Origin of the sequence: Vreelandella profundi (assembly GCF_019722725.1) — a bacterium.
In the GTDB taxonomy this organism is placed as follows: Bacteria; Pseudomonadota; Gammaproteobacteria; order Pseudomonadales; family Halomonadaceae; genus Vreelandella; species Vreelandella profundi.
Window position 1 is genome coordinate 1,569,249 of sequence record NZ_CP077941.1, and the last position, 24,640, is coordinate 1,593,888.

Annotated in this window: 22 protein-coding genes; 7 read left to right on the top strand and 15 right to left on the bottom strand. The window is 54.5% G+C overall.

Annotated features, from left to right (window positions below):
• Positions 1-2: 2 nt before the first annotated feature.
• The 7 genes from fis to ppa all read right to left on the bottom strand — a co-directional run bounded on the left by fis (position 3) and on the right by ppa (position 7,249).
• Positions 3-326, bottom strand: a complete 324-nt coding sequence (gene fis, locus KUO20_RS07180; RefSeq protein WP_235042179.1) for a DNA-binding transcriptional regulator Fis — start codon at positions 324-326, stop codon at positions 3-5.
• Entirely contained in the window at positions 323-1,360 is a 1,038-nt protein-coding gene (gene dusB, locus KUO20_RS07185; protein WP_235042180.1) for a tRNA dihydrouridine synthase DusB, read from the bottom strand. Before dusB ends, fis begins: the two co-directional genes overlap by 4 nt.
• A gap of 100 nt (positions 1,361-1,460) precedes the next feature.
• The gene (gene prmA / locus KUO20_RS07190) at positions 1,461-2,375 is read right to left on the bottom strand and encodes a 50S ribosomal protein L11 methyltransferase (RefSeq protein WP_235042181.1); all 915 of its coding nucleotides are present in this window, start codon (positions 2,373-2,375) and stop codon (positions 1,461-1,463) included.
• A 131-nt stretch (positions 2,376-2,506) separates the two neighbouring features.
• The gene (accC, locus tag KUO20_RS07195; protein ID WP_235042182.1) at positions 2,507-3,847 is read right to left on the bottom strand and encodes an acetyl-CoA carboxylase biotin carboxylase subunit; all 1,341 of its coding nucleotides are present in this window, start codon (positions 3,845-3,847) and stop codon (positions 2,507-2,509) included.
• A 31-nt stretch (positions 3,848-3,878) separates the two neighbouring features.
• Positions 3,879-4,331 carry an acetyl-CoA carboxylase biotin carboxyl carrier protein gene (accB, locus tag KUO20_RS07200; RefSeq protein ID WP_235042183.1) on the bottom strand — a complete coding sequence of 151 codons (453 nt, stop codon included), beginning with the start codon at positions 4,329-4,331 and terminating at the stop codon, positions 3,879-3,881.
• A 304-nt stretch (positions 4,332-4,635) separates the two neighbouring features.
• On the bottom strand, positions 4,636-6,519 hold the full coding sequence (gene dsbD, locus KUO20_RS07205; RefSeq protein ID WP_273543196.1) for a protein-disulfide reductase DsbD: 1,884 nt from the start codon (positions 6,517-6,519) through the stop codon (positions 4,636-4,638).
• Positions 6,520-6,718: 199 nt separating this feature from the next.
• Positions 6,719-7,249 carry an inorganic diphosphatase gene (gene ppa / locus KUO20_RS07210; protein WP_096280264.1) on the bottom strand — a complete coding sequence of 177 codons (531 nt, stop codon included), beginning with the start codon at positions 7,247-7,249 and terminating at the stop codon, positions 6,719-6,721.
• A 269-nt stretch (positions 7,250-7,518) separates the two neighbouring features.
• Between ppa and KUO20_RS07215 the strand changes: the two genes are divergently transcribed.
• Positions 7,519-9,234: a bifunctional protein-serine/threonine kinase/phosphatase gene (locus KUO20_RS07215; RefSeq protein WP_235042185.1), complete on the top strand. Its 1,716-nt coding sequence runs from the start codon at positions 7,519-7,521 to the stop codon at positions 9,232-9,234.
• 91 nt (positions 9,235-9,325) lie between these two features.
• On the opposite strand, the gene KUO20_RS07220 is transcribed toward KUO20_RS07215, so the two are convergent.
• Entirely contained in the window at positions 9,326-10,585 is a 1,260-nt protein-coding gene (locus tag KUO20_RS07220) for a 6-phosphofructokinase (RefSeq protein WP_235042186.1), read from the bottom strand.
• 155 nt (positions 10,586-10,740) lie between these two features.
• Complete coding sequence (rnt, locus tag KUO20_RS07225; RefSeq protein ID WP_096280258.1) at positions 10,741-11,409, bottom strand: ribonuclease T; 669 nt, start codon at positions 11,407-11,409, stop codon at positions 10,741-10,743.
• Between the two features lie 226 nt (positions 11,410-11,635).
• Here rnt and KUO20_RS07230 point away from each other — a divergent pair, with 226 nt between their 5' ends.
• Positions 11,636-12,856, top strand: a complete 1,221-nt coding sequence (locus tag KUO20_RS07230) for an argininosuccinate synthase (RefSeq protein WP_235042187.1) — start codon at positions 11,636-11,638, stop codon at positions 12,854-12,856.
• A 78-nt stretch (positions 12,857-12,934) separates the two neighbouring features.
• Positions 12,935-13,291, top strand: a complete 357-nt coding sequence (locus KUO20_RS07235; protein WP_235042188.1) for an HlyU family transcriptional regulator — start codon at positions 12,935-12,937, stop codon at positions 13,289-13,291.
• 49 nt (positions 13,292-13,340) lie between these two features.
• Here KUO20_RS07235 and KUO20_RS07240 read toward each other — a convergent pair whose 3' ends face one another.
• Genes KUO20_RS07240 through KUO20_RS07255 form a run of 4 tightly spaced genes read right to left on the bottom strand, consistent with a single transcriptional unit; the run spans position 13,341 to position 18,716 of the window.
• On the bottom strand, positions 13,341-16,073 hold the full coding sequence (locus KUO20_RS07240; RefSeq protein WP_235042189.1) for a sensor histidine kinase: 2,733 nt from the start codon (positions 16,071-16,073) through the stop codon (positions 13,341-13,343).
• 2 nt (positions 16,074-16,075) lie between these two features.
• Positions 16,076-16,285, bottom strand: coding sequence for a hypothetical protein (locus KUO20_RS07245; protein ID WP_235042190.1), 210 nt, complete (start codon positions 16,283-16,285; stop codon positions 16,076-16,078).
• Positions 16,282-18,345, bottom strand: coding sequence for a 3'-5' exonuclease (locus KUO20_RS07250; RefSeq protein WP_235042191.1), 2,064 nt, complete (start codon positions 18,343-18,345; stop codon positions 16,282-16,284). The genes KUO20_RS07245 and KUO20_RS07250 overlap by 4 nt, the downstream gene beginning before the upstream one ends.
• Positions 18,342-18,716: a response regulator transcription factor gene (locus tag KUO20_RS07255; protein WP_235042192.1), complete on the bottom strand. Its 375-nt coding sequence runs from the start codon at positions 18,714-18,716 to the stop codon at positions 18,342-18,344. Before KUO20_RS07255 ends, KUO20_RS07250 begins: the two co-directional genes overlap by 4 nt.
• Before the next feature lie 349 nt (positions 18,717-19,065).
• Here KUO20_RS07255 and KUO20_RS07260 point away from each other — a divergent pair, with 349 nt between their 5' ends.
• Genes KUO20_RS07260 through KUO20_RS07275 form a run of 4 tightly spaced genes read left to right on the top strand, consistent with a single transcriptional unit; the run spans position 19,066 to position 23,198 of the window.
• A complete protein-coding gene (locus tag KUO20_RS07260; RefSeq protein WP_235042193.1) occupies positions 19,066-20,742 on the top strand; it encodes a carbon starvation CstA family protein in 1,677 nt (558 codons plus the stop codon).
• Between the two features lie 30 nt (positions 20,743-20,772).
• Positions 20,773-21,075: a cory-CC-star protein gene (locus tag KUO20_RS07265; protein ID WP_235042194.1), complete on the top strand. Its 303-nt coding sequence runs from the start codon at positions 20,773-20,775 to the stop codon at positions 21,073-21,075.
• A gap of 51 nt (positions 21,076-21,126) precedes the next feature.
• Positions 21,127-22,134 carry an ArsA family ATPase gene (locus KUO20_RS07270; RefSeq protein ID WP_235042195.1) on the top strand — a complete coding sequence of 336 codons (1,008 nt, stop codon included), beginning with the start codon at positions 21,127-21,129 and terminating at the stop codon, positions 22,132-22,134.
• Positions 22,134-23,198 carry a tRNA-queuosine alpha-mannosyltransferase domain-containing protein gene (locus tag KUO20_RS07275; RefSeq protein ID WP_235042196.1) on the top strand — a complete coding sequence of 355 codons (1,065 nt, stop codon included), beginning with the start codon at positions 22,134-22,136 and terminating at the stop codon, positions 23,196-23,198. Before KUO20_RS07270 ends, KUO20_RS07275 begins: the two co-directional genes overlap by 1 nt.
• Positions 23,199-23,226: 28 nt before the next feature.
• Here KUO20_RS07275 and nth read toward each other — a convergent pair whose 3' ends face one another.
• Entirely contained in the window at positions 23,227-23,865 is a 639-nt protein-coding gene (gene nth, locus KUO20_RS07280) for an endonuclease III (RefSeq protein WP_235042197.1), read from the bottom strand.
• Positions 23,866-23,931: 66 nt separating this feature from the next.
• Positions 23,932-24,630, bottom strand: a complete 699-nt coding sequence (locus KUO20_RS07285; RefSeq protein WP_235042439.1) for an electron transport complex subunit E — start codon at positions 24,628-24,630, stop codon at positions 23,932-23,934.
• Positions 24,631-24,640 lie beyond the last annotated feature (10 nt).

The following is a 24,640-nucleotide window of genomic DNA, read 5'->3' on the forward strand; positions in this document are numbered from 1 at the left end:
CGTTATGGGGCGTCGCCTTCGATAAGTCCGTAAAGCTTTAGCTTTTTACGCAGGGTGCCTCGGTTCAGGCCCAGTGCATCAGCGGCCCGGGTCTGGTTGCCGTCAGTGTGCTCCAAAACGCAGGCCAGTAAGGGGGCTTCTACTTCGGCCATCACCATGGCGTATAGGTCAGTTGCCTGGCTGCCATCGAGATGCTCGAAGTAGCGGCGCATCGCTGTTTCCACGGCCTCTCGTAGAGGCTGCGGCGGTGTGCTCGCCGCTGGGTTAGCCAGCATGCCGGTGAGGTGAGAAACAGTATCGCTAGAGAGAAGATCGCGTTCGGTCATGCAGCATAGCTTCCTTTGGCTAGCAAACGTGTGGCGGCATCGGGAGCCATCGCGTCGTTGATCCAATCAAATTGCGTTTCGGGTGATGCTAACGCATTGAACTGCTGCTTCAGCGCGTGCTGTTGAGGCGGCGTAAAGCGCGGATCGTCGCTGAGGTACCAGCCGACATGCTTGCGCGCTATGCGTACGCCCATGGTGTCACCATAAAATTCATGCAGCGCGCCAACGTGCCCATTAAGCACCTGCTGGCGCTCGGCTAGGCTGGGTGGTGCCATTCGCGTGCCATGCTGGAAATAGTGGTTAATCTGTTGAAATATCCACGGATTTCCTTGCGCACCACGGCCTACCATGACGGCATCAGCACCGGTATAAGCGAGTACGTCGGCGGCTTTTTCAGGGCTTGTTATGTCGCCGTTAGCAATCACCGGTATCGAAAGACGAGATTTGATGTCGGCAATCGTGTCGTACTCTGCCTGTCCAGTATAGCGCTGTTCGCGATGTCGGCCATGTACGGCGAGCGCTTGAATGCCTGCGGCCTCGGCCAGCTGAGCAATTCGCAGGGCGTTGTTCGATGCCGCGCACCAGCCCGTGCGGATTTTAAGCGTCACGGGAATATCAACGGCGGCCACTACCGCCTGCAAAATCTCAGCGACCAAGGCCTCATCGCGTAGCAGGGCAGAGCCTGCCGCTTTATTACACACTTTCTTAGCAGGGCAGCCCATATTGATATCAATAATCTGAGCGCCTAGTTCAGCATTCAGGCGAGCTGCCTGGGCAAGCATCTCGGCATCGCCACCCGCAATTTGCACCACGCGCGGGTCCGGCTCGCCCTGGTGGTCCATTCGCAGCTGTGATTTACGCGTATGCCATAGGCTAGGGTCTGACGTGACCATTTCGCCCACCACCCAGCCAGCCCCCAGCTGTCGGCATAGCTGACGGAATGGGCGGTCGGTAACGCCGGCCATTGGTGCCAGGATTACGCGATTTGATAATCGGTAGCGACCAATGCTGGGTAGGTTGTTCATAAGCGTCATGGAGTAGGGCTATATAGGTGCTGATCTGGCGACGAGTAAGCGCTTTCAAGGGTGCGTATGATACGCCTACTCGCCGTTAGGTTGAAGGCCGCAGGGTGCTTTAATCCGGGCGCTGGCCTGAGAGTCTCACCCAGCCTTCACGAATAATTGGCTCATGCATGATAATGCCCTGCGCCGTGTAGGCCTGCTGAACATCGTCGGCCTGGTTGGCTAAAATGCCCGATAGCGCAATGCGCCCGCCCGGGGCCAAGTGTCCGGCAATCATCGGCGCTAGCTCAACCAGTGGGCCCGCCAGTATATTGGCGGTTACCACAGGGTAACGAACGTCATCGCTTAACTGCTCAGGGTAGTAAAGCGAAAGCTGCTGTTCGGCGATGCTATTACGTTCTGCGTTATCACGGCTCGCTTGCAGTGCCTGGGGGTCAATGTCGGTAGCGTCGGCATGGTGTGCGCCAAGCTTTAGGGCGGCGATAGCCAAAATGCCCGAGCCACAGCCCACATCAAGCACAGGCTGCTGCGCTAAGTGGCCCGCCACTGCAAGTTCATCCAACCATTCTAGGCACAGCGCGGTAGTCGGGTGCGTGCCGGTGCCAAACGCAAGGCCAGGATCGAGAATCAGATTGACCGCGTCTGCCTCAGGCGGCTCGTGCCAGCTGGGCACAATCCATAGCCGCTGGCCCATGCGTAGAGGAGTGAAATCATCCATCCACTCACGCTCCCAGTCACGATCGGCGAGTAGCTCATACTCGATCGTGGGGCAGGGCTCGCTCGCCATTTGTTCCGACCAAGCAGCCTCGATGCGCGCTAGCATATCGTCAACGCCTTCAAGGTCATCATAAAGCCCTGTCAGAATCGTATCCTGCCAAAGCGGAGTGGTACCGCGCTCAGGCTCAAATACCGGATCATCGTGGGCATCTTGAAGGCCAATGGCGGTCGCGCCTTCTTCGAGCAGCAGCTCTTCAAGAAATTCTGCTTGCTCGGGTGCGACATGAGCTTTGAGTTGAAGCCAGGGCATGCAGATTCTCCGCAAGGCGATTTTAGAAATAGAGACAGTAAAGACAACTACAGTAAAGACAGTACCGCAAAGACAACTACGGGGTGGACTTGGCCACCCCGTTGGGTATCGAACATAGCGCTGGAGTGGCGTTAGCCGCCGAGTTTCTTTTCCAGGTAGTGGATGTTGACACCGCCTTCGCGGAAGTGGCTGTCACGAACCAAATCTTTCTGCAGGTCGATATTGGTTTTGATGCCTTCCACAAGTAGTTCATCAAGCGCATTGCGCATGCGCGTCAGCGCTATTTCGCGGTCTGCACCCCACGTGATCAGCTTGCCGATCAGTGAGTCGTAATGGGGAGGAACGGTGTATCCCGTGTAAAGATGCGAGTCCATACGCACACCTAAGCCACCCGGCGAGTGAAATAACGTCACTTTCCCGGGCGAAGGCATAAAGGTACGGGCATCTTCGGCATTAATCCGGCACTCGAAGGAATGGCCGGCGATCTTCACGTCTTCTTGGCGAATAGACAGCGGAAGGCCAGATGCAATGCGCAGCTGTTCTTTGACGATATCCACGCCGGTAACCATCTCAGTAACCGGGTGTTCGACTTGAACGCGGGTATTCATTTCAATGAAGAAATACTTTCCGTCTTCGTACAAGAATTCAAAGGTGCCGGCGCCACGGTAATTGATTTTAATGCACGCCTGGCGGCAGGCTTCAAGCACCTGCTCACGAGCTTTCTGATCAAGACCGGGGGCTGGGGCTTCTTCAAGCACTTTTTGATGACGGCGCTGAAGAGAGCAGTCGCGATCATACAGATGGATAGCGTTACCTTGGCCATCAGCCAGCACCTGCACTTCTACGTGACGCGGTTTCTCAAGGAATTTTTCCATGTAGACCGTGCCGTCACCAAACGCCGCCTGTGCTTCGGTACGCGTAACGGTAATCGACGACAGCAGATGGCCTTCAGTATGCACCACGCGCATGCCACGCCCGCCGCCGCCTGACGCCGCTTTGATGATGATCGGATAACCGATACGCATAGCCGTCGCTAGATTGACAGCATCGTCATCGCCGAGCGGGCCATCAGAGCCGGGAACCGTAGGAACACCGGCTTCTTTCATCGATTGAATCGCGCTGACTTTGTCACCCATCAGGCGAATCGTTTCTGCGCGGGGCCCGATGAAGGTAAAGCCGGAACGCTCTACCTGCTCGGCAAAGTTGGCGTTTTCCGATAGAAAGCCATAGCCCGGGTGAATAGCCGTTGAATCAGTCACTTCAGCCGCGCTGATAAGGGCCGGTATATTCAGGTAAGACTGCGCTGACGATGCCGGTCCGATACAAACGGCTTCATCTGCCAAACGAACGTGCATGAGTTCACGATCAGCTTTGGAGTGTACCGCCACGGTTTTAATGCCCAGTTCTTTACAGGCCCGTAGGATACGAAGGGCAATCTCGCCGCGATTCGCGATTAATACCTTGTCCAGCATGGGAGAGTCCACCCGTGTTGAAAATGAAAGATTAAGCGATAACGATCATAGGCTGATCGAATTCCACCGGCTCGCCATCTTCCACCAGAATAGCTTCCACCACGCCGTCACGGTCAGCTTCAATCTGGTTCATCATCTTCATGGCTTCAATGATACATACGGTATCACCTTGCTTGACGGTGTCGCCTACTTCCACAAAGGATTTAGCGCCCGGTGCAGGGCTGCGATAAAAGGTGCCGACCATCGGTGAATTTACCGCTTCACCACGGTAGCTAACGCCGGTTGATTCAATATCAGCAGGCGGTGCGCTTGCGACCGGCGCATAGGTAGGCTGAGCATACTGGGGCATTGGCTGCTGCTGCCAAGTAGCACCGTTCGGATGGCGGCTGATGCGGACTGATTCTTCGCCTTCTTGAATTTCAATCTCACTAATATTGGATTCTTCGAGAAGCTCAATCAGTTTCTTAACTTTGCGGATATCCATGGCATAGCCCCATCAATGTCATAAAAGGTAGTCACAGAGCAAACTCAGCCTCTAAGCGGAGATGCTATGCGGCGCTGAATTAGCGCAGTAAACCAGATTTTAAAATGAAGAGAACGCGGCATGTTAGCGAACGTTACCTCGTTCTCAACCCTAAAAAGGAAGTTTTTAGCTAATATGGGAGCGGAGTTTGCCGAAAAAGTGCCACGATGTCCAGCAGCAGGCCCAGCAACCCCTGAAGTAGTGGAACACGAAGCAAGTCGGCATTTGTCCGCCGATATCCACGATACCTAGCCTTTTTTGCATGTCACTGAGCCGCTATCCACTGGCTGACAGATTCAAGATGTTGCTGAAGCTGGTCGGCGGTGACTTCGCCCTGAATACGAGCATCGCGCAGCTCCTGACCTTGATTAAAAAATAGCAGGCTGGGTGGGCCAAATAAATTGAATTGGTCCAGCAGCTCACGGCTGTTGCTATCAGTGTGCGTTACATTGGCGGCAATCAGCTTATAGCCGCTTAGCGCTGCGGTGACGCGTGCGTCTGGATATACATCGCGTTCCATTAATTTGCACGAAATACACCAGTCGGCAGTAAAGTGTACAAACACCGGCTGATGGTTGCTTTTTGCATTGGCAATTTCATCCTCAAGAGCGCTCAGTGTGTCGACTTCAGTGAAGCTGAGTGCCTGTGCCTGTTCGGCGTTTGTTTGATTGGAGGCTGCCGCGAGTGGGCGCAGCGGGTTGTTGCCCCCTTGCGCGGCTCCAATCACCAGCAGTACTCCCCAGGTTAGCAGCATAAGCGCAAGTGTTTGGCGCGCACGCGACCAGCCCTGTGGCTGGTTGACGTTTAAGGCGCCTAAAGTGAGCGCACTTCCAATCGCTAGCGCAGCCCATAGCAGCAGCGCGATAGGCGCGGCGACCAAACGCTCTATCATCCAAATCGCCACCCCTAGCAGCAGCAGTCCAAAGCCAATTTTCACGGCGTTCATCCAGGCACCGCTGCGTGGGAGCAAGGTCGCGCCGAAGGTGCCGACTAAAAGAAGTGGCACACCCATACCCAGGCCCAGTGCAAACAGCACTGCGCCCCCAAGAACCGCGTCCCCGGTAGACGAAATAAATACCAAGGCGCCTGCTAATGGCGCCGTAACGCAGGGTGATACCACTAGCACTGAAAGGGCGCCCGCCACCGCTAAGCCTGCAGGGCCGCTGCGCTGAGCGCGCGTCTGCCAAGCATCAATGCGATTGGTTAAGCGTGGCGATAGATTAAGATTAAATGCGCCAAACATTGCCAGCGCAAAAAGTGCGAAGAGTACCGCGAAGGTGATTAAGACGGGAGCCGACTGCAAGCGAGCCTGAAGGTTCAGCCCGGCACCAAACAGCCCCATCAAAACGCCCACAAGCGCATAAGTCACTGACATGCCTAATACATAGCTTGTAGAAAGCACAAATGCCCGAGAGCGAGTAGGGTTCTGGCCGACCACAATCGATGACAGAATGGGGATCATCGGCAGCACACAGGGCGTAAAGGTAAGCCCTAAGCCCGCGATAAAAAATAGTCCCAGCGCCAATGGCAAGCTTGCACTGCTAATCAAGGTGCTGAAGTGGCTGTCTTCACTTTGGGGAGCTGAAAAGCCGCCTTGCGTTGCAGTGCCAGTATCATCTTGCGCTGAGGCGTTGGCCACTGGGTCGGAGCCGCTATTATCGGCCTGCCAGTCAGCGAATTGGCTGGGTGGCTGTGTTTCACTTGCCTGAAGGTCCGCCTGTTCCGGGGGGTAGCAAAGACCTGCGTCCGCGCAGCCTTGAAAGGTCAGGGTAATATCAAGCGGGCCTGAATAGGTGGTGTTTAAGGGAACCTCAAAGACTACTTGATCCCTGAATACATACACATCTCCCATGAACTCATCGTTAGTAAAGGTGCCTTGGGGAATGTTCGGCTCGCCTAGATCGGCGCTCCCGATTTGACTGCTAACCGCAAATTGATGCCGGTACAGGTAATATTCGTCAGCAATATCAACGCCGATATAAAGGGTGTCACCATCGTGCCAGGCAGCGGGTTCAAATGCCTCCATCACGGGTAAAAATGTGTCTTGATTACTAGATGAAGAAAACCACTGGGCGTGAGCCATCAGCGGTAGCCCGATAAGTAGAAGGGCGAATAAAGCAAATTGGCTCAGGCGCTTAAAAGGTAACAAGGTGCATCCTTAATCAATAGCATCGCAATGAAGGTAAATAGCATACCGCAAGCATAAGCGTCTGGCGTGCTCACTGCGGTGACATGACGCGGCTACGCGTGCGCTAGCCCGTATCGCTAGGCTGATAACGCAGAAGACCGCCCGAAGGCGGCCTTTAGATGCATTAAGCGGTTATGAATTCCCGCTTAGGTGCTATTTATTACGCTTTTTGATAGGCGCTAACGGATTTTTCAATCGCTTTGCGCGCAGCGTCGGCACCTTCCCAAGACTCTACTTTTACCCACTTGCCTTTTTCTAGATCTTTGTAGTTCTCGAAAAAGTGAGCGATTTGCTGACGCAGCAGTTCAGGTAGGTCAGTGACTTCCTGAATGTTGTCGTAAAGTGAGCTCAGCTTGGCATGGGGCACACAAATCAGTTTGGCGTCCTCACCGGCTTCATCGGTCATGTTCAAAATGCCAACCGGGCGGGCACGGATAATGCTGCCAGGCTGAACGGGATGCGGTGTGACGACTAGGGCGTCAAGGGCATCGCCATCGTCGGCGAGAGTGTGCGGAATGAAGCCATAGTTGGCGGGGTAAAACATGGGAGTGGCCATGAAACGGTCAACGACCAGCGCGCCCATATCTTTATCAATTTCATATTTGATTGGATCGTGGTTAGCGGGAATTTCGATCACCACGTAAACGTCGTTGGGGAGATCCTTTCCGGCAGGGATATTATCGAAGTTCATCGTTGATTCCTTGATAGTACAGTGGCTGAGTCTTGCTGCGGCTAAGCAATCGTTTCAGAGTCTTTGATGGCCGGAATTATACGAATATGGCTACACGATTGCCAATGCGACATAACAAGAGGCCGAGAAAGGTTGGCGATTTTATAACATTTCAACGCTTAAATAGGGTTGAGGCACTTTGAATCGGGCGATAGAGACGTTTGGTGAGCATCGCTCTTGGTTCACAGCGTGTATTATAAGCGCTCGAGTCGATAGCCTAGGAGGATGCCTTGTCGCACGCCCAGTTGCTCATCAGTTATGGTCAAGCGTTTGTCGCCCCCGACCGGCGCCTACATCGCAGTTCAATGTCAGTACGCTTTCCTGAGGCACCGCTACTGCGCGCAAAAGGCGGCTGTGCGGTAATTAGCGATTCGATTTCACGCAATACCATGGCCAAACAGGCGGGCGATCTCAGCGTACGTGGCTTTCTGGCGGACTACTTTTCTACTCCTGATCACTGGGATGTCAAAACATCTGCCACCCGCGTGCTGCGGGCACTGAATAGCTGGTGCTATAGCCAAAGCCAGCATGTTAAAGAAGGCAGCTTCGTTTCCTCTATGTCCGCCATGGTCTTTCGTGGCCGTGAAGCTCATCTTTTTCATATGGGCGATACGCTGGTCTTTCGTCTGCGCGGCGCAGAGTTTGAGCAGCTAAGTCGCGACCATGTGACGGACGTGGGCGGCTACCGCTATCCTTCGCGGGCGCTCGGCATGGACGGCAGTGTCGACATTGATTACACCCATATCGCGTTAAAACAGGGTGATTTGTTTCTTTTTACTACGCAGGGGGTGCGCGGCACGCTGCTACCTTCAGACTACGTGCGCTTGATTCGCCAAGACGCTAGTGATCTAGACGCTGCCTGTGAGCGTTTAGCGGATGAGGCAAAGCAGCGTGCCCAGGAGCGTGGCTATGGAGGCGATCAGTTTTGCTTCCAGCTGGTTCGCATAGATGAATTGCCAGAGGAAACAACCGAGCGTCCTGGGCAGCTCTATGGCGATTTGCCCATTCCGCCTGAGCTGGCGCCGGGGGATCGCTTAGATGGCCTTGAGGTGCTCGCAGTGCTGTCACGAACGGCTCAGTCTAGGGTTTATCGCGTTCGCGATGTGCACAGCGAGCGCGAAATGGTAATGAAAGCGCCCAGCCCCGAGCTTTCATTACGCAACGCCTACCTTGAGCATTTTATGCTGCAACAGTGGGTCGTAGAGCGGGTTAATTCTCCCTTTGTCGTCAAAGTGATGGAGCGGGCTCGTTCGCGTCGCTACCTCTACTACCTTATGCAGCATATAGAGGGGGAGACGCTGCGCCAGTGGGCAGAGCGCCATCCGCAGGCGAGCCTGGTTCAGCGGCTTGATATCGCCAATCAGCTGGGCAAGGCGGTGCAGGCTCTGCATCACCGGGATATTATTCATCAGCAAATTGGTCCTGATAATATTCTCATCGATCTACACGGTAAGCTGGTGTTGACAGACTTTAGCGCTTGTCACATGCGTGATGGCGAAGGGCATCGGCATTCTGGAGAGTTGCTTAGTCAAGTTGGCCTTAACGAGCACACCGCCCCAGAATATGCCCTGGGCGATACCATCGGCCGTCGCAGCGATCAATATTCGCTAGCATCCACCGTCTATTGGCTGTTGACCGGTGCTTTGCCCTACACCTTGACGCCGAACCGGCTGCGCAGCCATACCGATCTTGAAGAGCTAACGTTTCGCAGCGCGCGCACGACGAATCCTGAAATTTCCCCCGACTTAGACGATGCGCTGCGCCGGGCGTTGGACCCGCAGCGAGCGCTGCGCTTTAGGCGCATGTCAGAATTTATGCACGCAATACGCGTGCCGCTCGGGCGTCGCTCTGCTCAAGATGAGAGTCGTCAGGAGCCGCGCCGTTTCTGGCAAGGCGTGGCAGGGATTTTACTGCTGCTGCTGGTGCTTTCCTGGCTATTACGCTAAACGCAAAGTATAAAAAAACGGGGCGATGACTAACGTCATCGCCCCGTTTTTGATGGTGCTTTTATCGCTAGGCTTTTTATCTCTAAGCTTTTTACAGCGTAAAGACCGGCAGCTTACGCTCAGCTTTGGCTAGCTTCAGCTTGGCTACTTTAGGAAGGCCGTTTTCAAACGGTGGGAAATCTTCACCTTGGATAAGCGGTGAAAGATAGTCGCGGCACGCCTGCGTAATGCCAAGTCCGTTAGCGCTAATAAAGTCGCGGGGCATGAATTTCTCTTGATTAGCCACCTGAGACAGCGGGGCAGAAATCACATCCCACTGGTAAGGATTCTGAGAAATGCGGCGAATGGCCGGCATCATGGCGTTTTTGCCAGCAAGCGCCAGCGTTACCGCTTCGTAGCCGACCGCGTAGGCTTGCTCAACGTCGGTTTTAGACGCCAAGTGGCGCGCGGCACGTTGAAGGTAGTCAGCGACCGCCCAGTGATATTTGTAGCCCAGATCTTGTTTGATCATGCCGGCAAGCGTCGGCGCTACGCCGCCTAACTGGCGATGGCCAAAGGCATCGGTGTTGCCCGCATCGGCCAAGAAGGTGCCGTCTTCGTAACGGGCGCCTTCTGACACCACAATCACACAGTAACCGTACTGCTTAACGCATTCTTCAACCCGCGCCATGGCCGCTTTACGGTTGAAGGGGATTTCCGGGAAGATAATTAGGTGCGGCGGCTCGCCTTCCTCTTGACCTGCTAAGCCACCCGCGGCGGCAATCCAGCCGGCATGGCGACCCATCACTTCAAGCACGAACACCTTAGTGGACGTTGCGCACATAGAAGCGATATCCAACGACGCTTCAAGCGTTGAAGTTGCAATATACTTAGCAACGCTGCCAAAGCCCGGGCTGTTGTCGGTGATCGGTAGATCGTTATCGACGGTTTTGGGCACGTGGATGGCGGTGAGCGGGTAGCCCAGCTTTTCGGAAAGCTGCGAGACTTTTAAGCAGGTGTCGGCGCTGTCGCCACCGCCGTTGTAGAAGAAGTAGCGAATGTCGTGCGCTTTAAAGACTTCAATCAAGCGCTCGTACTGAGCACGATGCGTATCGATATCTTTCAGCTTATAGCGGCACGAACCAAAAGCACCACCGGGGGTGTGGCGCAGTGCAGCAATCGCTTCGTCAGATTCTTGGGTAACATCGATGAGGTCTTCGGTTAGAGCGCCAATAATGCCGTTATGACCGGCGTACACCTTGCCAATTTGATCGGGCGCTTGGCGGCAGGCTTCAATAACGCCACAGGCGCTGGCGTTAATGACGGCGGTGACGCCACCGGACTGGGCGTAAAAGGCATTATGCTGGGCCATGGAACGTCTCATCTCTTGAAAACGGATAGGGTGAATCGTAATCAGATGCCATCACTAGACAAAACGACTAATGATGGCCGGTTCAGCTTTTAGATCATGTAGCGTGGCAAAGTTTAGCGCAAAGCCATGATGGCTGCATCAGCGGCGATCGCTGGTTAATCGGGGCCATCCATTTCTTGCTCGCGCTGGGCTAGCTCCCAGCCGCCAAGGTCTTTGTAGCGATTAACCATGGCGCAAAATAGCTCAGCGGTACGCTCGGTATCGTAGCGAGCGGAATGCGCGGCTTTATTATCAAACTCAATGCCGGCAGCCCTGCAGGCGCGCGCCAGCACCGTTTGACCATATACCAAGCCTGCCAGCGTTGCCGTGTCAAAACTCGAAAACGGATGGAAGGGGTTACGCTTAATGCCGCAGCGATTAACCGCTGCGTTCAAAAAACCTTGGTCAAATGCCGCGTTATGGCCCACCAGAATAGCCCGCGTGCAGTCATGCGCTTTCAGCGATTTACGAATGGGGCGAAAAATCTCTCCCAGCGCGTCAGCCTCGCTAAGCGCCACTTGGCGACGCAGTGGGTCGTCTAGATTGATACCGGTAAAATCGAGTGCCGACTGCTCCACATTAGATCCTTCAAAAGGCTCAATATGGTAAGCATAGGTAGCATCAGGAAGCAGGTTGCCTTCTGGATCCATGGTTAGCGTGACGGCGGCTATCTCAAGCACAGCGTCGCCTTGGGCATTAAATCCCCCGGTTTCTAAGTCAATGACCACGGGTAGGTAACTACGAAAACGTTGGGCCATTAATTCGCGGGCAATTGCCTCGCTCATGCAGCTCTCCTTAGTAAAGCGAGTAATCAGTCAATATAAGCGGTGTGCCACCGCTTTGAATGGATTGATTCTAGCAGCTTTACCCCCCAAGCGTCGTTGGCGGTATTCGCTGGGCATTGAGAACGCTATACTCAAGGTCCGTTGCAAAGATATATCGGTTAGCCGTGTGCTAATTGATAGTGCCTTTTTCGCTAATGAATTTCGTATAGTCAATGAGGAGCAAAGAATGTCCGATGTCAAAAAGGTTGTGCTGGCATATTCAGGCGGCCTGGACACATCCGTTATCGTTAAGTGGTTGCAAGAAACTTACAACTGCGAGGTAGTTACTTTTACTGCCGACATCGGTCAGGGCGAAGAAGTCGAGCCAGCCCGCACTAAGGCGCAAGCCCTTGGTGTAAAAGAAATCTACATCGAAGACCTGCGCGAAGAGTTTGTCCGCGACTACGTCTACCCCATGTTTCGCGCCAACACTATTTATGAAGGCGAGTACTTGCTAGGCACGTCGATTGCTCGTCCGCTGATCGCTAAACGATTGATTGAGATCGCCAATGAAACCGGTGCCGATGCCATTTCTCACGGCGCCACCGGTAAAGGCAATGATCAGGTGCGCTTTGAGCTTGGTGGCTATGCGTTAAAGCCGGGCGTTAAAGTCATCGCCCCTTGGCGTGAGTGGGATTTAACCTCGCGTGAAAAATTGATGGCCTATTGTGAAGAGCACAATATCCCCGTTGATTTTGCCAATAAGAAGAAAAAATCGCCTTACTCCATGGATGCCAACCTGCTGCATATTTCTTATGAAGGCGGCATTTTGGAAGATCCGTGGGCCGAAGCAGAAGACGATATGTGGCGCTGGAGCGTTTCTCCTGAAGCCGCGCCTGATAAAGCAACCTACGTTGAACTGACGTTTGAAAAGGGCGACATTGTGGCCATCGACGGCGAGCCGTTGAAAGCCCACGAAGTGCTTGAAAAACTCAATAAGCTAGGTGGCGATAACGGCATTGGCCGTTTGGATATTGTCGAAAACCGCTATGTGGGCATGAAGTCTCGCGGCTGTTACGAAACGCCAGGGGGCACCATTATGCTGCGTGCCCACCGCGCTATTGAGTCACTGACGCTAGACCGCGAAGAAGCTCACCTGAAAGATCAGCTGATGCCGAAATATGCAGAAGTGATCTATAACGGCTACTGGTGGAGCCCTGAGCGTCGCATGCTTCAAGCGGCTATCGACGAAACGCAGAAAAACGTTGCTGGCGTCGTGCGCATGAAACTTTATAAAGGCAATGCGACCGTTGTTGGCCGTAAATCTGACGAGTCGCTCTTTGATGAGTCAATTGCGACCTTTGAAGATGACGCGGGCGCCTATAACCAGAAAGATGCAGAAGGCTTTATTAAGCTTAACGCGCTACGTCTGCGGATTGCCGCAGGCAAAGGGCGTAAACAAAGCTAATTAAGCGCTGATACAACGCTGCATTTACCTTGTAGGGCGGTAGGTACAAACGGCCGTCCTACAAGAAAAGGAGTGACGATGCTTAAAAAAATCTTATCCGGGCTCTTTGGTAATAGGCCCCCAACTGCCTCAGGTGCTACCACTGACGCCGCCGAGCCTGTGGAATATAAGGGCTACTGGATTGTGCCCCAGCCCGATAATAAGAGCGGCCAATACCGCGTGAGCGGTTGGATTCGTAAGCCGGGTACGTCAGAAGAAACGCTCGAACATCGTTTTGAACGTTCCGACATGCTGCCTAGCCGTGAAGCCTGTGACGCCATGATGCTTACTAAAGCACAGCGCTATATTGATGAAGTGGGTGAAGCCATGTTCGAGCCAGACCCACGTCATGATACAGAAATGAATAGCACGGATATGAATAGCGACGACCGCTAGCACTTTTTTTTAAAACGTCGACGTGCCTCTTAGCGTGATAAGCCGCGAATTAGCTGTTCGGCGCGGCGGGTAGCTCTAGTGTCAAGCAAGCGCCGCCTAAGTGTTTAGCATCCTCCACCCAGAGTCTTCCCCCCAGATGCACGATTATTCCCCGGCTGATCGGCAGGCCTAGACCGCTGCCTCTTGGCCGACCACGGGGAATATCAGCATCCTGCTGTAGTTGATGGAATTTTTCAAATACCCGCTCGCGCTCATCCATGCTGATACCCGCACCGTTATCCTCAACGCTTAAGCGGTAATGGTCACGATGGCGATATAGCGCCAGGCGTACTTTGGGCTGCAGTCGATCAGCAAACTTACCCGCGTTATCAAGTAAATTGATGATAACTTGCTCTAGGCGATCCTGATCGCCAACGATCATTGCCGGGTCGACCTCTAAGCTGATGTCTAGGGTAACGCCGCGTTCTTCATGTAGATGCGCAATAGCATTAATGCTTTGCCGAGCCAGCGCGGTCAGGTCAAGTGGCACCGGGTTTAGCGTTAGGCGGCCACTTTCTAAACGCGCAAGGTCCAGTATCTCTTCAATTAGACGTGATAGCCGCTGGCTTTCATGTACGATCACGCCAAGAAAATGCTGGCGCTTCTCGCTGGGGAGCTGGTCGCTATCTCGCAAGATTTCAGCGAAGGCGCGGATGGACGTTAGCGGTGTGCGCAGTTCGTGACTGACCATGGCGACAAACTCATCTTTTAAGCGGTCTAGCTCGCGCAGGCGCTCGTTGGCGCTGCGCAACTCTTCGCCAATCTGCACCAGCTGCTGAGATTTTTGCTCTAACCGGCGGTTGTACTCTAGCGTTTGTGAGGTAGTGTCAAGAATGCTAAGAATCGACTCAATATCCAGCGCTTCACCGCGCACCACTGAGTTGATCAGCACCCGCGCGGAGGCGCTGCCCAATGACCCGGCGAGGGCCTGCTCTGCGCGGGTAATGAGCTCAGTGGAAGCCGGTTGATCCGCCTCAAACACGCTTTTGTTATTGCTATAGCTGAAGATGCGGCGAGTGGTTTGAAGGCCTAGGTAGCGAACAAGTAATTCGTTCAGCGCGCCTTGAGTAGTTTGCCCGCGCCATAGCGGGGCAGTGGTCAGGTTAGGGTGCATAGCCTCAGTGAAGAGCGCGGCTTGGGTTTGCTCAAGGGGCGTAGGGCGGGTAAACAGCGACACGCCAACTAAAAGCCCGACGTTTACCAGCATGCTCCACAGCAGTGAGTGGCTGTAAATATCCCAGTTTTCGAGCCCGAATAGGGCGTAAGGAGTGAGCCAAGTGATCCCCCAAGGGCCTTCGGTGAGCAGCGCAGCGTTCAACCACCCTGACTGAGCAAAGCCCGGAAGCAGTAGCGTATAGCACCACACTAAAAAGCCGGCGATCAATCCACACGTGGCCCCTTGGCGTGTTGCGCCGCGCCAGTAAAGGCCAATCAACAGCGCCGGGGCAAACTGGGCTGCCCCCGCGAAGGACACAAGTCCGATGGTGACGAGGCTATAGGAATCACCAATCAGGGCGTGGTAGAGATAACCGAGCAATAGAATAAGCACAATGGCTACGCGGCGAATACCCAGCAGCCAGCCGGCAAGCTCCCCTTTAGTGCTCAGGTGTAACCGCCGTGAGCGCAGCAGTAGCGGCATCACCAGCTGATTGCTCACCATGGTGGAAAGCGCAATGGTTTCGACAATCACCATGCCGGTGGCCGCCGAAAGGCCACCGATAAACACTAATAGCGGTAAACCTTCCACGCCTGCTGAGAGCGGCAGCGTTAGCACAAAGCTGTCAGGGTCGCCTGCGCTAGCGCCTAGCAGCATGCCCGCCAGGGCAATGGGTATGACGAAGAGATTAATCAGCAGCATATAAAGCGGAAATAGCCAGCTCGCCCGGGTTAAATGCTGCTCATCAACGTTTTCAACGACTAACACTTGGAATTGGCGGGGCAGCGTTAAAAATGCCAGAAAGGCCAGCACTAGCATGCCCACCCATCCGGTAACGCCACCCGGCACGCGATCGAGCCGCATGCTGTCTACTAGCTCAGGCGTGGCCGCCACCTGCGAAAATAGCGCGCCGGGCCCTTCAAACATCACAAAAACCACGAAGATACCGACCGCCATAAAGGCCACCAGCTTGACCAGCGATTCTAAAGCGATAGCGGCAACCATTCCTTCGTGGCGTTCGCTGGCATCCAGATGGCGGGTGCCAAAAAGGATAATAAACACGGCCAATACCAGCGCGACCCAAAGCGATTTATCCATCCAGAAGCGTTCATCGATCAGCGTGGTATCGGGCGTGTAGGGGTAGTTAATTAGCACCGCGTGACTAACGGTAATGGCTTTTAACTGCAGCGCAATATAGGGCGTGATGCTGATCAGCGCCATTAGCGCTACCAGCGCACCTAAGCCGGCACTTTTGCCATAGCGGGCACTAATAAAGTCGGCAATAGAGGTGATGCGTTGGCGTGCAGCGATACGCACCATTTTGCGAATAACCGAGGGCGCCAGCAGCATGGCCAGCGTAGGGCCTAAGTAGATAAGCAAAAAACTAGGACCATACGCTGCGGCTCGGCCCACGCTGCCATAAAATGTCCAGGCGGTGCAGTAAACGGCAATAGAAAGGGCATAGACAGTGGGTGACCCGATCAGCGAGCGGCCCTGCTCAGCCCGCCGATCACCCCAAGCGGCGACCACAAAAAGTAGCGCAAGGTAGCCAAAGGCTGTGCCAAGAATAATCGGCTCAGTGCGCATCGTTAGCGATCCGCATGATGTTCCATTAGCCACGCAGTTAAGCCGATCACGACGGCCCAAGCGCTAAATAAATATAGTGGCAGCCAGCCCACATGAAGCGTGGTTAAGCGGTCTACGACGATAATCAGCGGCGGGCAGAACAGCAGCAAGGCAACGGCCACTAAGGCCATTAAGCGTTCTGACTTACGTGATTTTTCGCCGCTGGGTTTCATAAGACGCTGGCATCCTGTCGGTCAAGGGCATTCGCTTGCAGCGCTAGCAGCTGTTCAAGCGTATCAATGCCACGTGCTTCTAGACGAGGCAGCAGCGCTAGCCACAGCTTGGCCGTTACGCGTGCATCCCCCAGAGCGGTATGGCGAGTGTCGGGGGGGAAGGTTAGGCCATAGCGCTGAGCAAGGCTGTCGAGGTCGTGGCCGACCAACGCTTCATCCAGCGCTCTAGAAATCAACAGTGTGTCGATCACCGGTATATCAAAGGCGATGCCCTGGTGGCTTATCGCAAGTAGATCAAAGGCGGCATTATGGGCAAGCAGTACGGCTTCACCCACGTAGTCGCGAAAGCGAGTGAGCACGACATCTAGCAGCGGCGCGCCCGCTACATCAGCATCGACAATGCCATGGATGGCGGTACTCGCGGGCGGTATTGGGCGCTGTGGATCGACTTTTTGATCGAAGGTCTCGCTGGCCAGCAGGCGCGCATTGACTAAGCGGCAGGCGCCCAAGCTGATGACAGTGTCCCCTCGGCGCAGCTCAAGCCCGGTGGTTTCAGTATCAAACGCGACCACTTCGAGGCTGCGCAGTGAGCGGCTGGCGAGTGCTTCGCTGGGTGGCGGAAGATCGGCTATGCCAAAATCGTGAAACTCAGGGCGGGGAGGCGCAATTTCACGCGGGGCTCCCACGCGCTCCATGGCGGGTAGCGGCAGGCGCAAGCGTGCATATATGCCGTTTTCGTCGGCAAGGCTCCAAATGTCGCTAGCGTGCTGGCGCAGCACATCCGCAACGCTTGGGTTTAGCGGTAGCGAGGTTAAGGGCTGCTGCCGCCATTCGGCCAGCTCATGCTCCGGTATCGCTTTGCCGCGCCAAATAAGATCTAAATAGACGCGTTTATTGCCCAGGCACATTTCACCTTCAAAACCGCTGTCAGGTAGGTAATTGCTGAGATGCTTTACCAAGGAGTTAAACAGTGCGATTAATGCGGGCGCATCGCCTTTAAACCAGGCAGGCATCCCCACAGGGGTAATTAAGCGCCGTTCAGGATCAAGGCGTTCATCCAGCGCTTGCCAGAAGTCGTTGGACCACATGGGCGTCAAGCGCTCACCTTGATGCTGCATATCGTCAAGCAGCTGGCCGATTTTTGCGACGTGCTCGCCAAGCGTAGCGCCTTCCTCTTGGATAACGCGCTCGAAACGCTGACGTAATAACGATGTGCTGGGATCATTTTGATCACGTAGCTGAATCAGCGCATCGGCAGCGCTGGTCAAGCTCGCGGTATGCTGACGGATTGGCGTGAGTATCTGGGCAAGCTCTGCTCTCACGCCCATTTCATTCGACCAGGATGCCGTTGCATCACTAAAGGTGAGCAGCGTTTCGCCGTCACTGCCCGGCACGCGGCGCAGTATCACTTTTAGCCAGCGATTATCGCAGGGCACCAAAAGCTCGCGCGGTGAGCCATCGCGAGGTAGCTGGCTAAGCGCTTGCGGAAGGCTGCTAACAGGGAGTAGAGCTTCCAGGCGTTTACCTAAACCAAGCCCCGTATTGTCGATAAAAAAATCTTCAGCGGCTTGATTGAATAGCATCACGCGCCGGTGGTGATCGCACAGCAGCAGGGGCGTTTCGAGGACTTGCAGCAGCGTTTCAAGCTCCTGGCGAATACGCGCAGCGCTGCGTGCCCCTTCCGCGTGGGCGGTTGCTAGGCGGCTGCGATCTGCTCGCCAGTTTTCGCTGACGCGGCGTAAGTCTGGCCCAAGCCCTTTAAGCCAGCCTTCAGGCAGCTGTTCATCGTGGGCATCAGGGTTGCCAACCAAGCATACAAGCTGAGCTTGAAGATGCCGCAGCGGGGTAAACAGCATGCGTTCAAGTATCAATCCCGCGACAAAAATCGTGGCGCCACCAGAGAAACTGCCGATCCAAAGGGCTGCTCTTGCCCATCCAGCAGGCGCCAGCTGAGTATCCAGCCAGGCGGCAAAAACAGCACCGCCAAACAGGCTAATACCGCTAAGCAGAAGCCATAAGCCAACAAGACGCTGGCGCTTGGGCAGCCCGCCTCGCGTCATGGCTGCTTTCCAGCCAGCAGCGCTTTAACTTTTTGCACCAGTGATTGGGTCGAAAACGGTTTAGTGATGTAGTCATCGGCGCCCAACGCCATGCCTTTTTCACGCTCTACGTCGCGGCCATGCGCGGTTAGCATAATAATTGCAAGATGCGCTGTGGCGGCATCGCCACGCAGGCGTTCTAATACGTCAAAACCGCTCATGCCCGGTAGGCTAATGTCGAGCAACAGTAAATCGGGCTGGCTATCGTTAACGCGGGCCATGGCCTGCTCGCCGTCTTCAGCCGTCACTACTTCGAAGCCTGCCTGCTCCATCAGAAATTCCAGCGATAGTACGATATTGGGTTCGTCATCGACCACAAGCACTTTGGCCATGAAAGTCTCCTGTCTTTATCAGTGGTAGTGCCGGACGCACCGTGTGCATAGCGCTGGGTGCACGCGTGATCAATCGTTAACTATGCAGTGTAGTGAGCTAGAGGAGTGCGGCCAAGACGACCTTGGCCGAATGCTGGTAAATGAATTTTGCTAAATAACTAGGCGGGCTAAGAAGGCTTATATCGAGATTTACGCTGCTTTAAATACAACTTTAGAATCAACTCCCGCGATTAGCACCGTATTGTTATGGACTTAACCGTTATCTCATACCACTCTGTAAAGTGATAAGAGCAGCAATTCCCAGGTTTATTAAATAAACAATAACAACAAACCCAAAGGAGCGGCGCCCATGAGTGCTATTTTCCTTCTAGTGGTGGGTCTTGGCGCAATGGCCGTGGGGTACTTTGTGTACTCCAAGTTTATTGCGGAGAAGATTTACCAGCTGGATCCTGATTTTAAAACCCCTGCCCATGAGTTTGAGGACGGCATTGACTACGTGCCGACCAATCGATTCGTCTTATGGGGCCATCACTTTACCTCCGTTGCGGGAGCAGCGCCGATTGTGGGGCCTGCGATCGCCGTTATATGGGGCTGGGCGCCGGCTTTTTTGTGGGTGGTGTTTGGCACCATTTTCTTTGCCGGTATTCATGATTTCGGCGCTATTTGGGCCAGCGTACGCAATCGAGCTAAATCGGTGGGAGCCTTAACTGGCGATGTCGTTGGTAAGCGTGCTCGCAGTATCTTTATGATCGTGATCTTCTTAGTGTTACTGATGGTTAATGCGGTCTTTGCCGTGGTGATTGCTGGGTTAATGATGAACTTCCCAAGCGCGGTAGTACCCGTTTGGGGCGCTATTATTGTGGCGCTAATTATCGGGCAATTGATTTATCGACGGATCATGAGCCTGGCGGTGGTGTCAGTTATCGGCGTCATTGCACTCTACGCGCTGATCGGTATTGGGCCTTCAGTGCCTATTCAAATGCCTGCTGAAGTGGCCGGTGTCTCAGGCAATGCTATTTGGATTGTTATTCTGTTCGGTTACGCGGCGATTGCGTCATTGCTGCCGGTGTGGATGCTGCTGCAGCCACGTGATTATATTAACGGTCTGCAGCTCTTCATTGGCTTGCTAATTCTTTATGGGGCCCTAGTGCTGTTGAACCCGGTGCTAGTAGCGCCCGCATTTAATAACGATGTTCCTGCAGGCACGCCGTCGCTGATACCGTTGCTATTCGTCACTATTGCCTGCGGGGCCATCTCGGGCTTTCACGGGCTTGTTTCATCCGGCACAACGTCTAAGCAGTTGAATAAAGAAACCGATGCTCGTTTTGTGGGTTATTTCGGCGCGGTGGGCGAAGGCATGTTGGCGCTAGCTGCTATTTTGGCAGCGACCGCTGGTTTTGCCACCTACGGTGATTGGCAGGCGATGTATAGCGCCTTCGGGCAGGGCGGCGTCAATGCCTTCGTACAAGGTGGCGCCTTTATCATTCATAACGGTCTTGGCTTGCCAGAAGTGACCGCGGCGACGCTACTCACTGTGATGGCGGCGCTTTTCGCGGGCACTACCATGGACACGGGCCTTCGCCTACAGCGCTACATTTTTCAAGAGTGGGGCGATATTTACGATCAGCCGTGGATGAAAAAACCATCGATTGCCACGGGGCTAGCGGTAGGCACCTGCTTGCTGCTAGCGTTTGGCGCAGGCGGTGCTGATGGTTCGGGGGGGCTGATTATCTGGCCGCTATTCGGCACCACCAACCAGCTACTGGCAGGCCTAACGCTACTCGTCATTACCGTCATGCTTGTACGCCTGAAGCGCCCTATGTGGTATACGCTGGCGCCGCTATGCTTTTTATTGGTCATGACGATTCTGGCGCTACTGATACAGCTGCGCACGTTCTGGAACCAAGGCAACATGTTCCTACTGGTGATGGATATTGTGGTGCTGGTGGCGGCTATTATGGTGGCGATGGAATGTGCCTCCGCGCTCAAGCGCTCACGCGCTGAAATGGCTGCCCAGGGTGATTAACGTAAGCATAACTGAAAGAGAGTAATCGCTATGCATGATGACCCGATGCAGGGGTCATCGCCGCGTCGAGACAAGTTACGGGCCTGGCTGAATCAGGCCCGTTTCTTTTCTGAAGAGGTATATAACTCGCGCTATCGAGGCGCTATTGCGCGAGCGCGACGCGACGAAGACGACCTGTTTATGCTGTTGGTGTTCTCTGAAATGATGGGCTTACAGAATCCGGCCTCGTACTACACTCTTGAGCTTCAGCCGCTGTTACTGGAGCGTTTCCATGACTGGCACACGCGAATGGGCATGGAGCGTTCGCCGCTGGACCATTTCCGCTGCTGCTGACGGCGATTGTCTTGCCTTAAAGAGCGCTACGTTGAACAAGTGAGGAATGCCATGCAAGCAGTACTCAATCGCCGCCTGCTGTGGGTAGGTGGCAAAGGCGGTGTGGGTAAAACCACGGTAGCAGCTTCTTTAGCCGTGCTTGCTGCCAGTCGGGGAAAGCGCGTACTGGTGGTGTCGACCGACCCGGCACACAGCTTAGGCGATGTCTTTGATCGCTCCTTAGGTGACGCGCCGCGGCGCCTGCTGCCCAACCTGGATGCGATGGAAATCGATCCTGATATCGAAGTGGAGGCCCACCTTCAGCGCGTGACCCAGCAGATGCGCCGTTACGCTGCCCCTGAAATGATGCAGGAACTGGAGCGCCAGATGCGTTTAACGCGCCAGTCTCCCGGCACTCAGGAGGCCGCGTTGCTAGAACGGCTAGCGCGGCTAATGGTCGATGACACCGCTCCCTACGATCTGATTATTTTCGATACGGCGCCGACCGGCCATACCTTAAGGCTGTTAACATTGCCTGAAGCCATGGCCGCTTGGACCGACGGGTTACTGGCCCACAATCGCAAGTCCGCAGAGCTTGGGAAGGTGCTTGACCACCTCACTCCAAAGCGGGGTCGTGATGTGGCAACACCTTTTGATGATCCTAGTGAAGACCCTTTGAATGATTTAGACGATCGTACCCGTGAAGTGGCCACGACATTGATCAATCGACGCCGGCTGTTTCATCAAGCGCGACGACGCATTGAAGACACCAGCGCCTGTAGCTTTCTGTTTGTGATGACGCCTGAGCGGCTGCCCATTCTCGAAACCGATCGCGCCGTTCGAACGCTCGAAGAAGCGCACATTCCCGTGGCAGGAACGCTGGTTAACCGAGTCATTCCCACGGATGCGGACGGTGCCTTTTTACAGGCGCGGCGTGAGCAGGAAGCTAGCTATCTTGCACGCATCGATACGCTATTTGCGCGATTCCCGCGGCCTAGTTTGCCGTGGCTACCTACCGATGTTCAGGGTATTGAGGTATTAGAAATGCTGGCGGGTAAGCTTGAGCAACAGGGGTTTTAATGCGGGTCTTACTGTTATCTGCCTATGAAGCGGTTAGCCATCGATACTGGGCGCACAGCTTGATGGCGCAGCTGGATGATGTTTCATGGACGCTATTAAGCCTTCCGCCGCGTCACTTCGCTTGGCGAATTCGCGGTAACCCGCTGAGCTGGATGTTAAAAGAGCATGCTACTCTCAGCCAGTCGTTTGACGTGGTGCTGGCCACCTCGATGGTCGATCTGGCAACGTTAATTGGGCTGTTTCCGCACCTTGGTCAAGCGCAAAAAATCGTCTACTTTCATGAAAATCAGTTCGCCTATCCGGAATCCAGCGATCAGATGCCGCAAGTAGAGGCCAAAATGGTCAATCTCTATACCGCTTTGGCAGCCGATAGCGTTGTATTTAACAGCGCCTATAATCGCGATTCTTTTATTGATGGCGCACGGGCATTTCTGAAAAAGATGCCGGAAAATTTGCCTGCCGCCAATCCGCTTGAAGCGCTGCGTAAATGCGCTTATGTCCTACCAGTGCCCTTATCAATAAGGTCAGCCGCTTTGCATGAAACGCCTAGACGCCCCCAGCTTGTTGTCTGGAATCACCGCTGGGAGTATGACAAGAACCCGAATGATTTTTTTGAGGTGCTGTTTGCACTAAGTGCTGAAGGCGTCGCATTTGAGCTTGCCGTGCTGGGGCAGCGTTTTCGTCAATCCCCCGACATTTTTGAGCAAGCGGAGCAGCGTTTAGCAAAGCATGTGGTTGCCTGGGGCCCGCAGCCAGAGGCTGAATACCGCGAGCTGCTGGAAGGTGCGGGCATTGTGGTCTCAACCACCTGGCATGAATTTCAGGGACTGGCCATTATGGAAGCAGCCCAGCGTGGGGCGCTGCCGCTAGTGCCAGACAGGCTCTGTTTTCCGGCGCTTTATCCGCCGGCCTATCGCTATGACGGTACGCGGGAGGGGCTTTATCAGCGGCTTTACGCCTGGCTGACCGACTCAGCAACGCGCCCGGCGCCCCTGGCGACCACTGAGTGGGAGTGGCCCGCCTGGCGCGACGCGTATCGCCAGCTATTAGCCGTCAATGCCTAAGCCGAGCGCTGGCGTAAGGTGTTAGGTATTAGACAAGCTCCGTTTTATCTTTAAAGTCGCATAAATCTTCAATGATGCAGCTGCCACAGCGGGGCTTACGCGCAATGCAGGTGTAGCGCCCGTGCAGTATCAGCCAGTGATGCGCATCGTGAAGAAACGCTTTGGGCACATGGCGCAGCAGCTTTTGCTCTACCTCGACCACGTTTTTACCTGGTGCGATGCCGGTACGATTAGACACTCTGAAGATATGCGTATCGACTGCCATAGTGGGTTGGCCAAACGCCGTATTAAGGATCACATTCGCCGTTTTACGGCCGACGCCGGGCAGAGCTTCTAACGCTTCGCGAGTGTTGGGTACATTGCCATCGTGCTGGTTGACAAGCATATGACAGGTTTTCATCAGATTTTCGGCTTTAGTGTTATATAAACCGATGGTTTTGATGTGATCTTTAAGCGAATCGATCCCTAAATCAATGATCTCCTGGGGCGTATTGGCCACCGGATAAAGTCGCGCAGTGGCTTTGTTAACACCGACATCTGTCGATTGAGCGGATAGCAGCACGGCGGCAAGCAGCTCAAACGGCGTATGCCAATTAAGCTCAGTGGTCGGATGTGGATTTTCTGCCTGCAGGCGGGAAAAAATTTCATGGCGCTTTAGGGCATTCATGGATGTTCTCTTAAAGGATAAAACCAAACGGCCTATTAAACCGACGCGTTTATTAATGCGTGTCGATTATTTAATCGTACCGGTCACTCTTACGCGCCGCTCTGCGCGAGGGGTCACTACCGGGCTGGCTCGGGCAATTTTGCGCTGGTCGAGAACATTTTTCAGCGCGATCAGCATCCCTGCCACAAAAAAAGCCCCCGGCGGCAGCACAAAGAATAGAAACTGATAGTCATCGGCAATCGTAAGCTGCCAGCCGGTTGCCGCCGAGCCGAAAAGCAGCGCCATATCGCTAAACAGCGTACCTTTGCCCAGCAGTTCACGCAGTGCGCCCAGCAGTATCAATACCGCACCAAAACCTAGGCCCATCATCAAGCCATCCAGGGCTGCCGGCAGCACTGGCTGGCGCGAGGCAAACGCATCAGCGCGACCCAGAATGGCGCAGTTGGTGACAATCAATGGAATAAAAATCCCCAGCACTTGGTAAAGCGGGTAGGCATACGCGGCCATCAGTAGTTCAGCGCAGGTAACAAAGGCTGCAATCACCATGACGAAGGCAGGTAGGCGTACCGCGCTGGGTACCTGGTGGCGAATCAGCGAAATGGTGGTGCTGGCAGCCACCATCACCAGCAGCGTGGCAAGCGCTAACCCCAGTGCGTTGACAACGCTAGTGCTCACAGCCAGCAGCGGACAAAGCCCTAGCAGCTGCACAAGCGCGGGGTTATTGGACCACAGGCCCTCGCGAGCAAGCTGCTGCCATTGGCTCATGGCGCTGGAT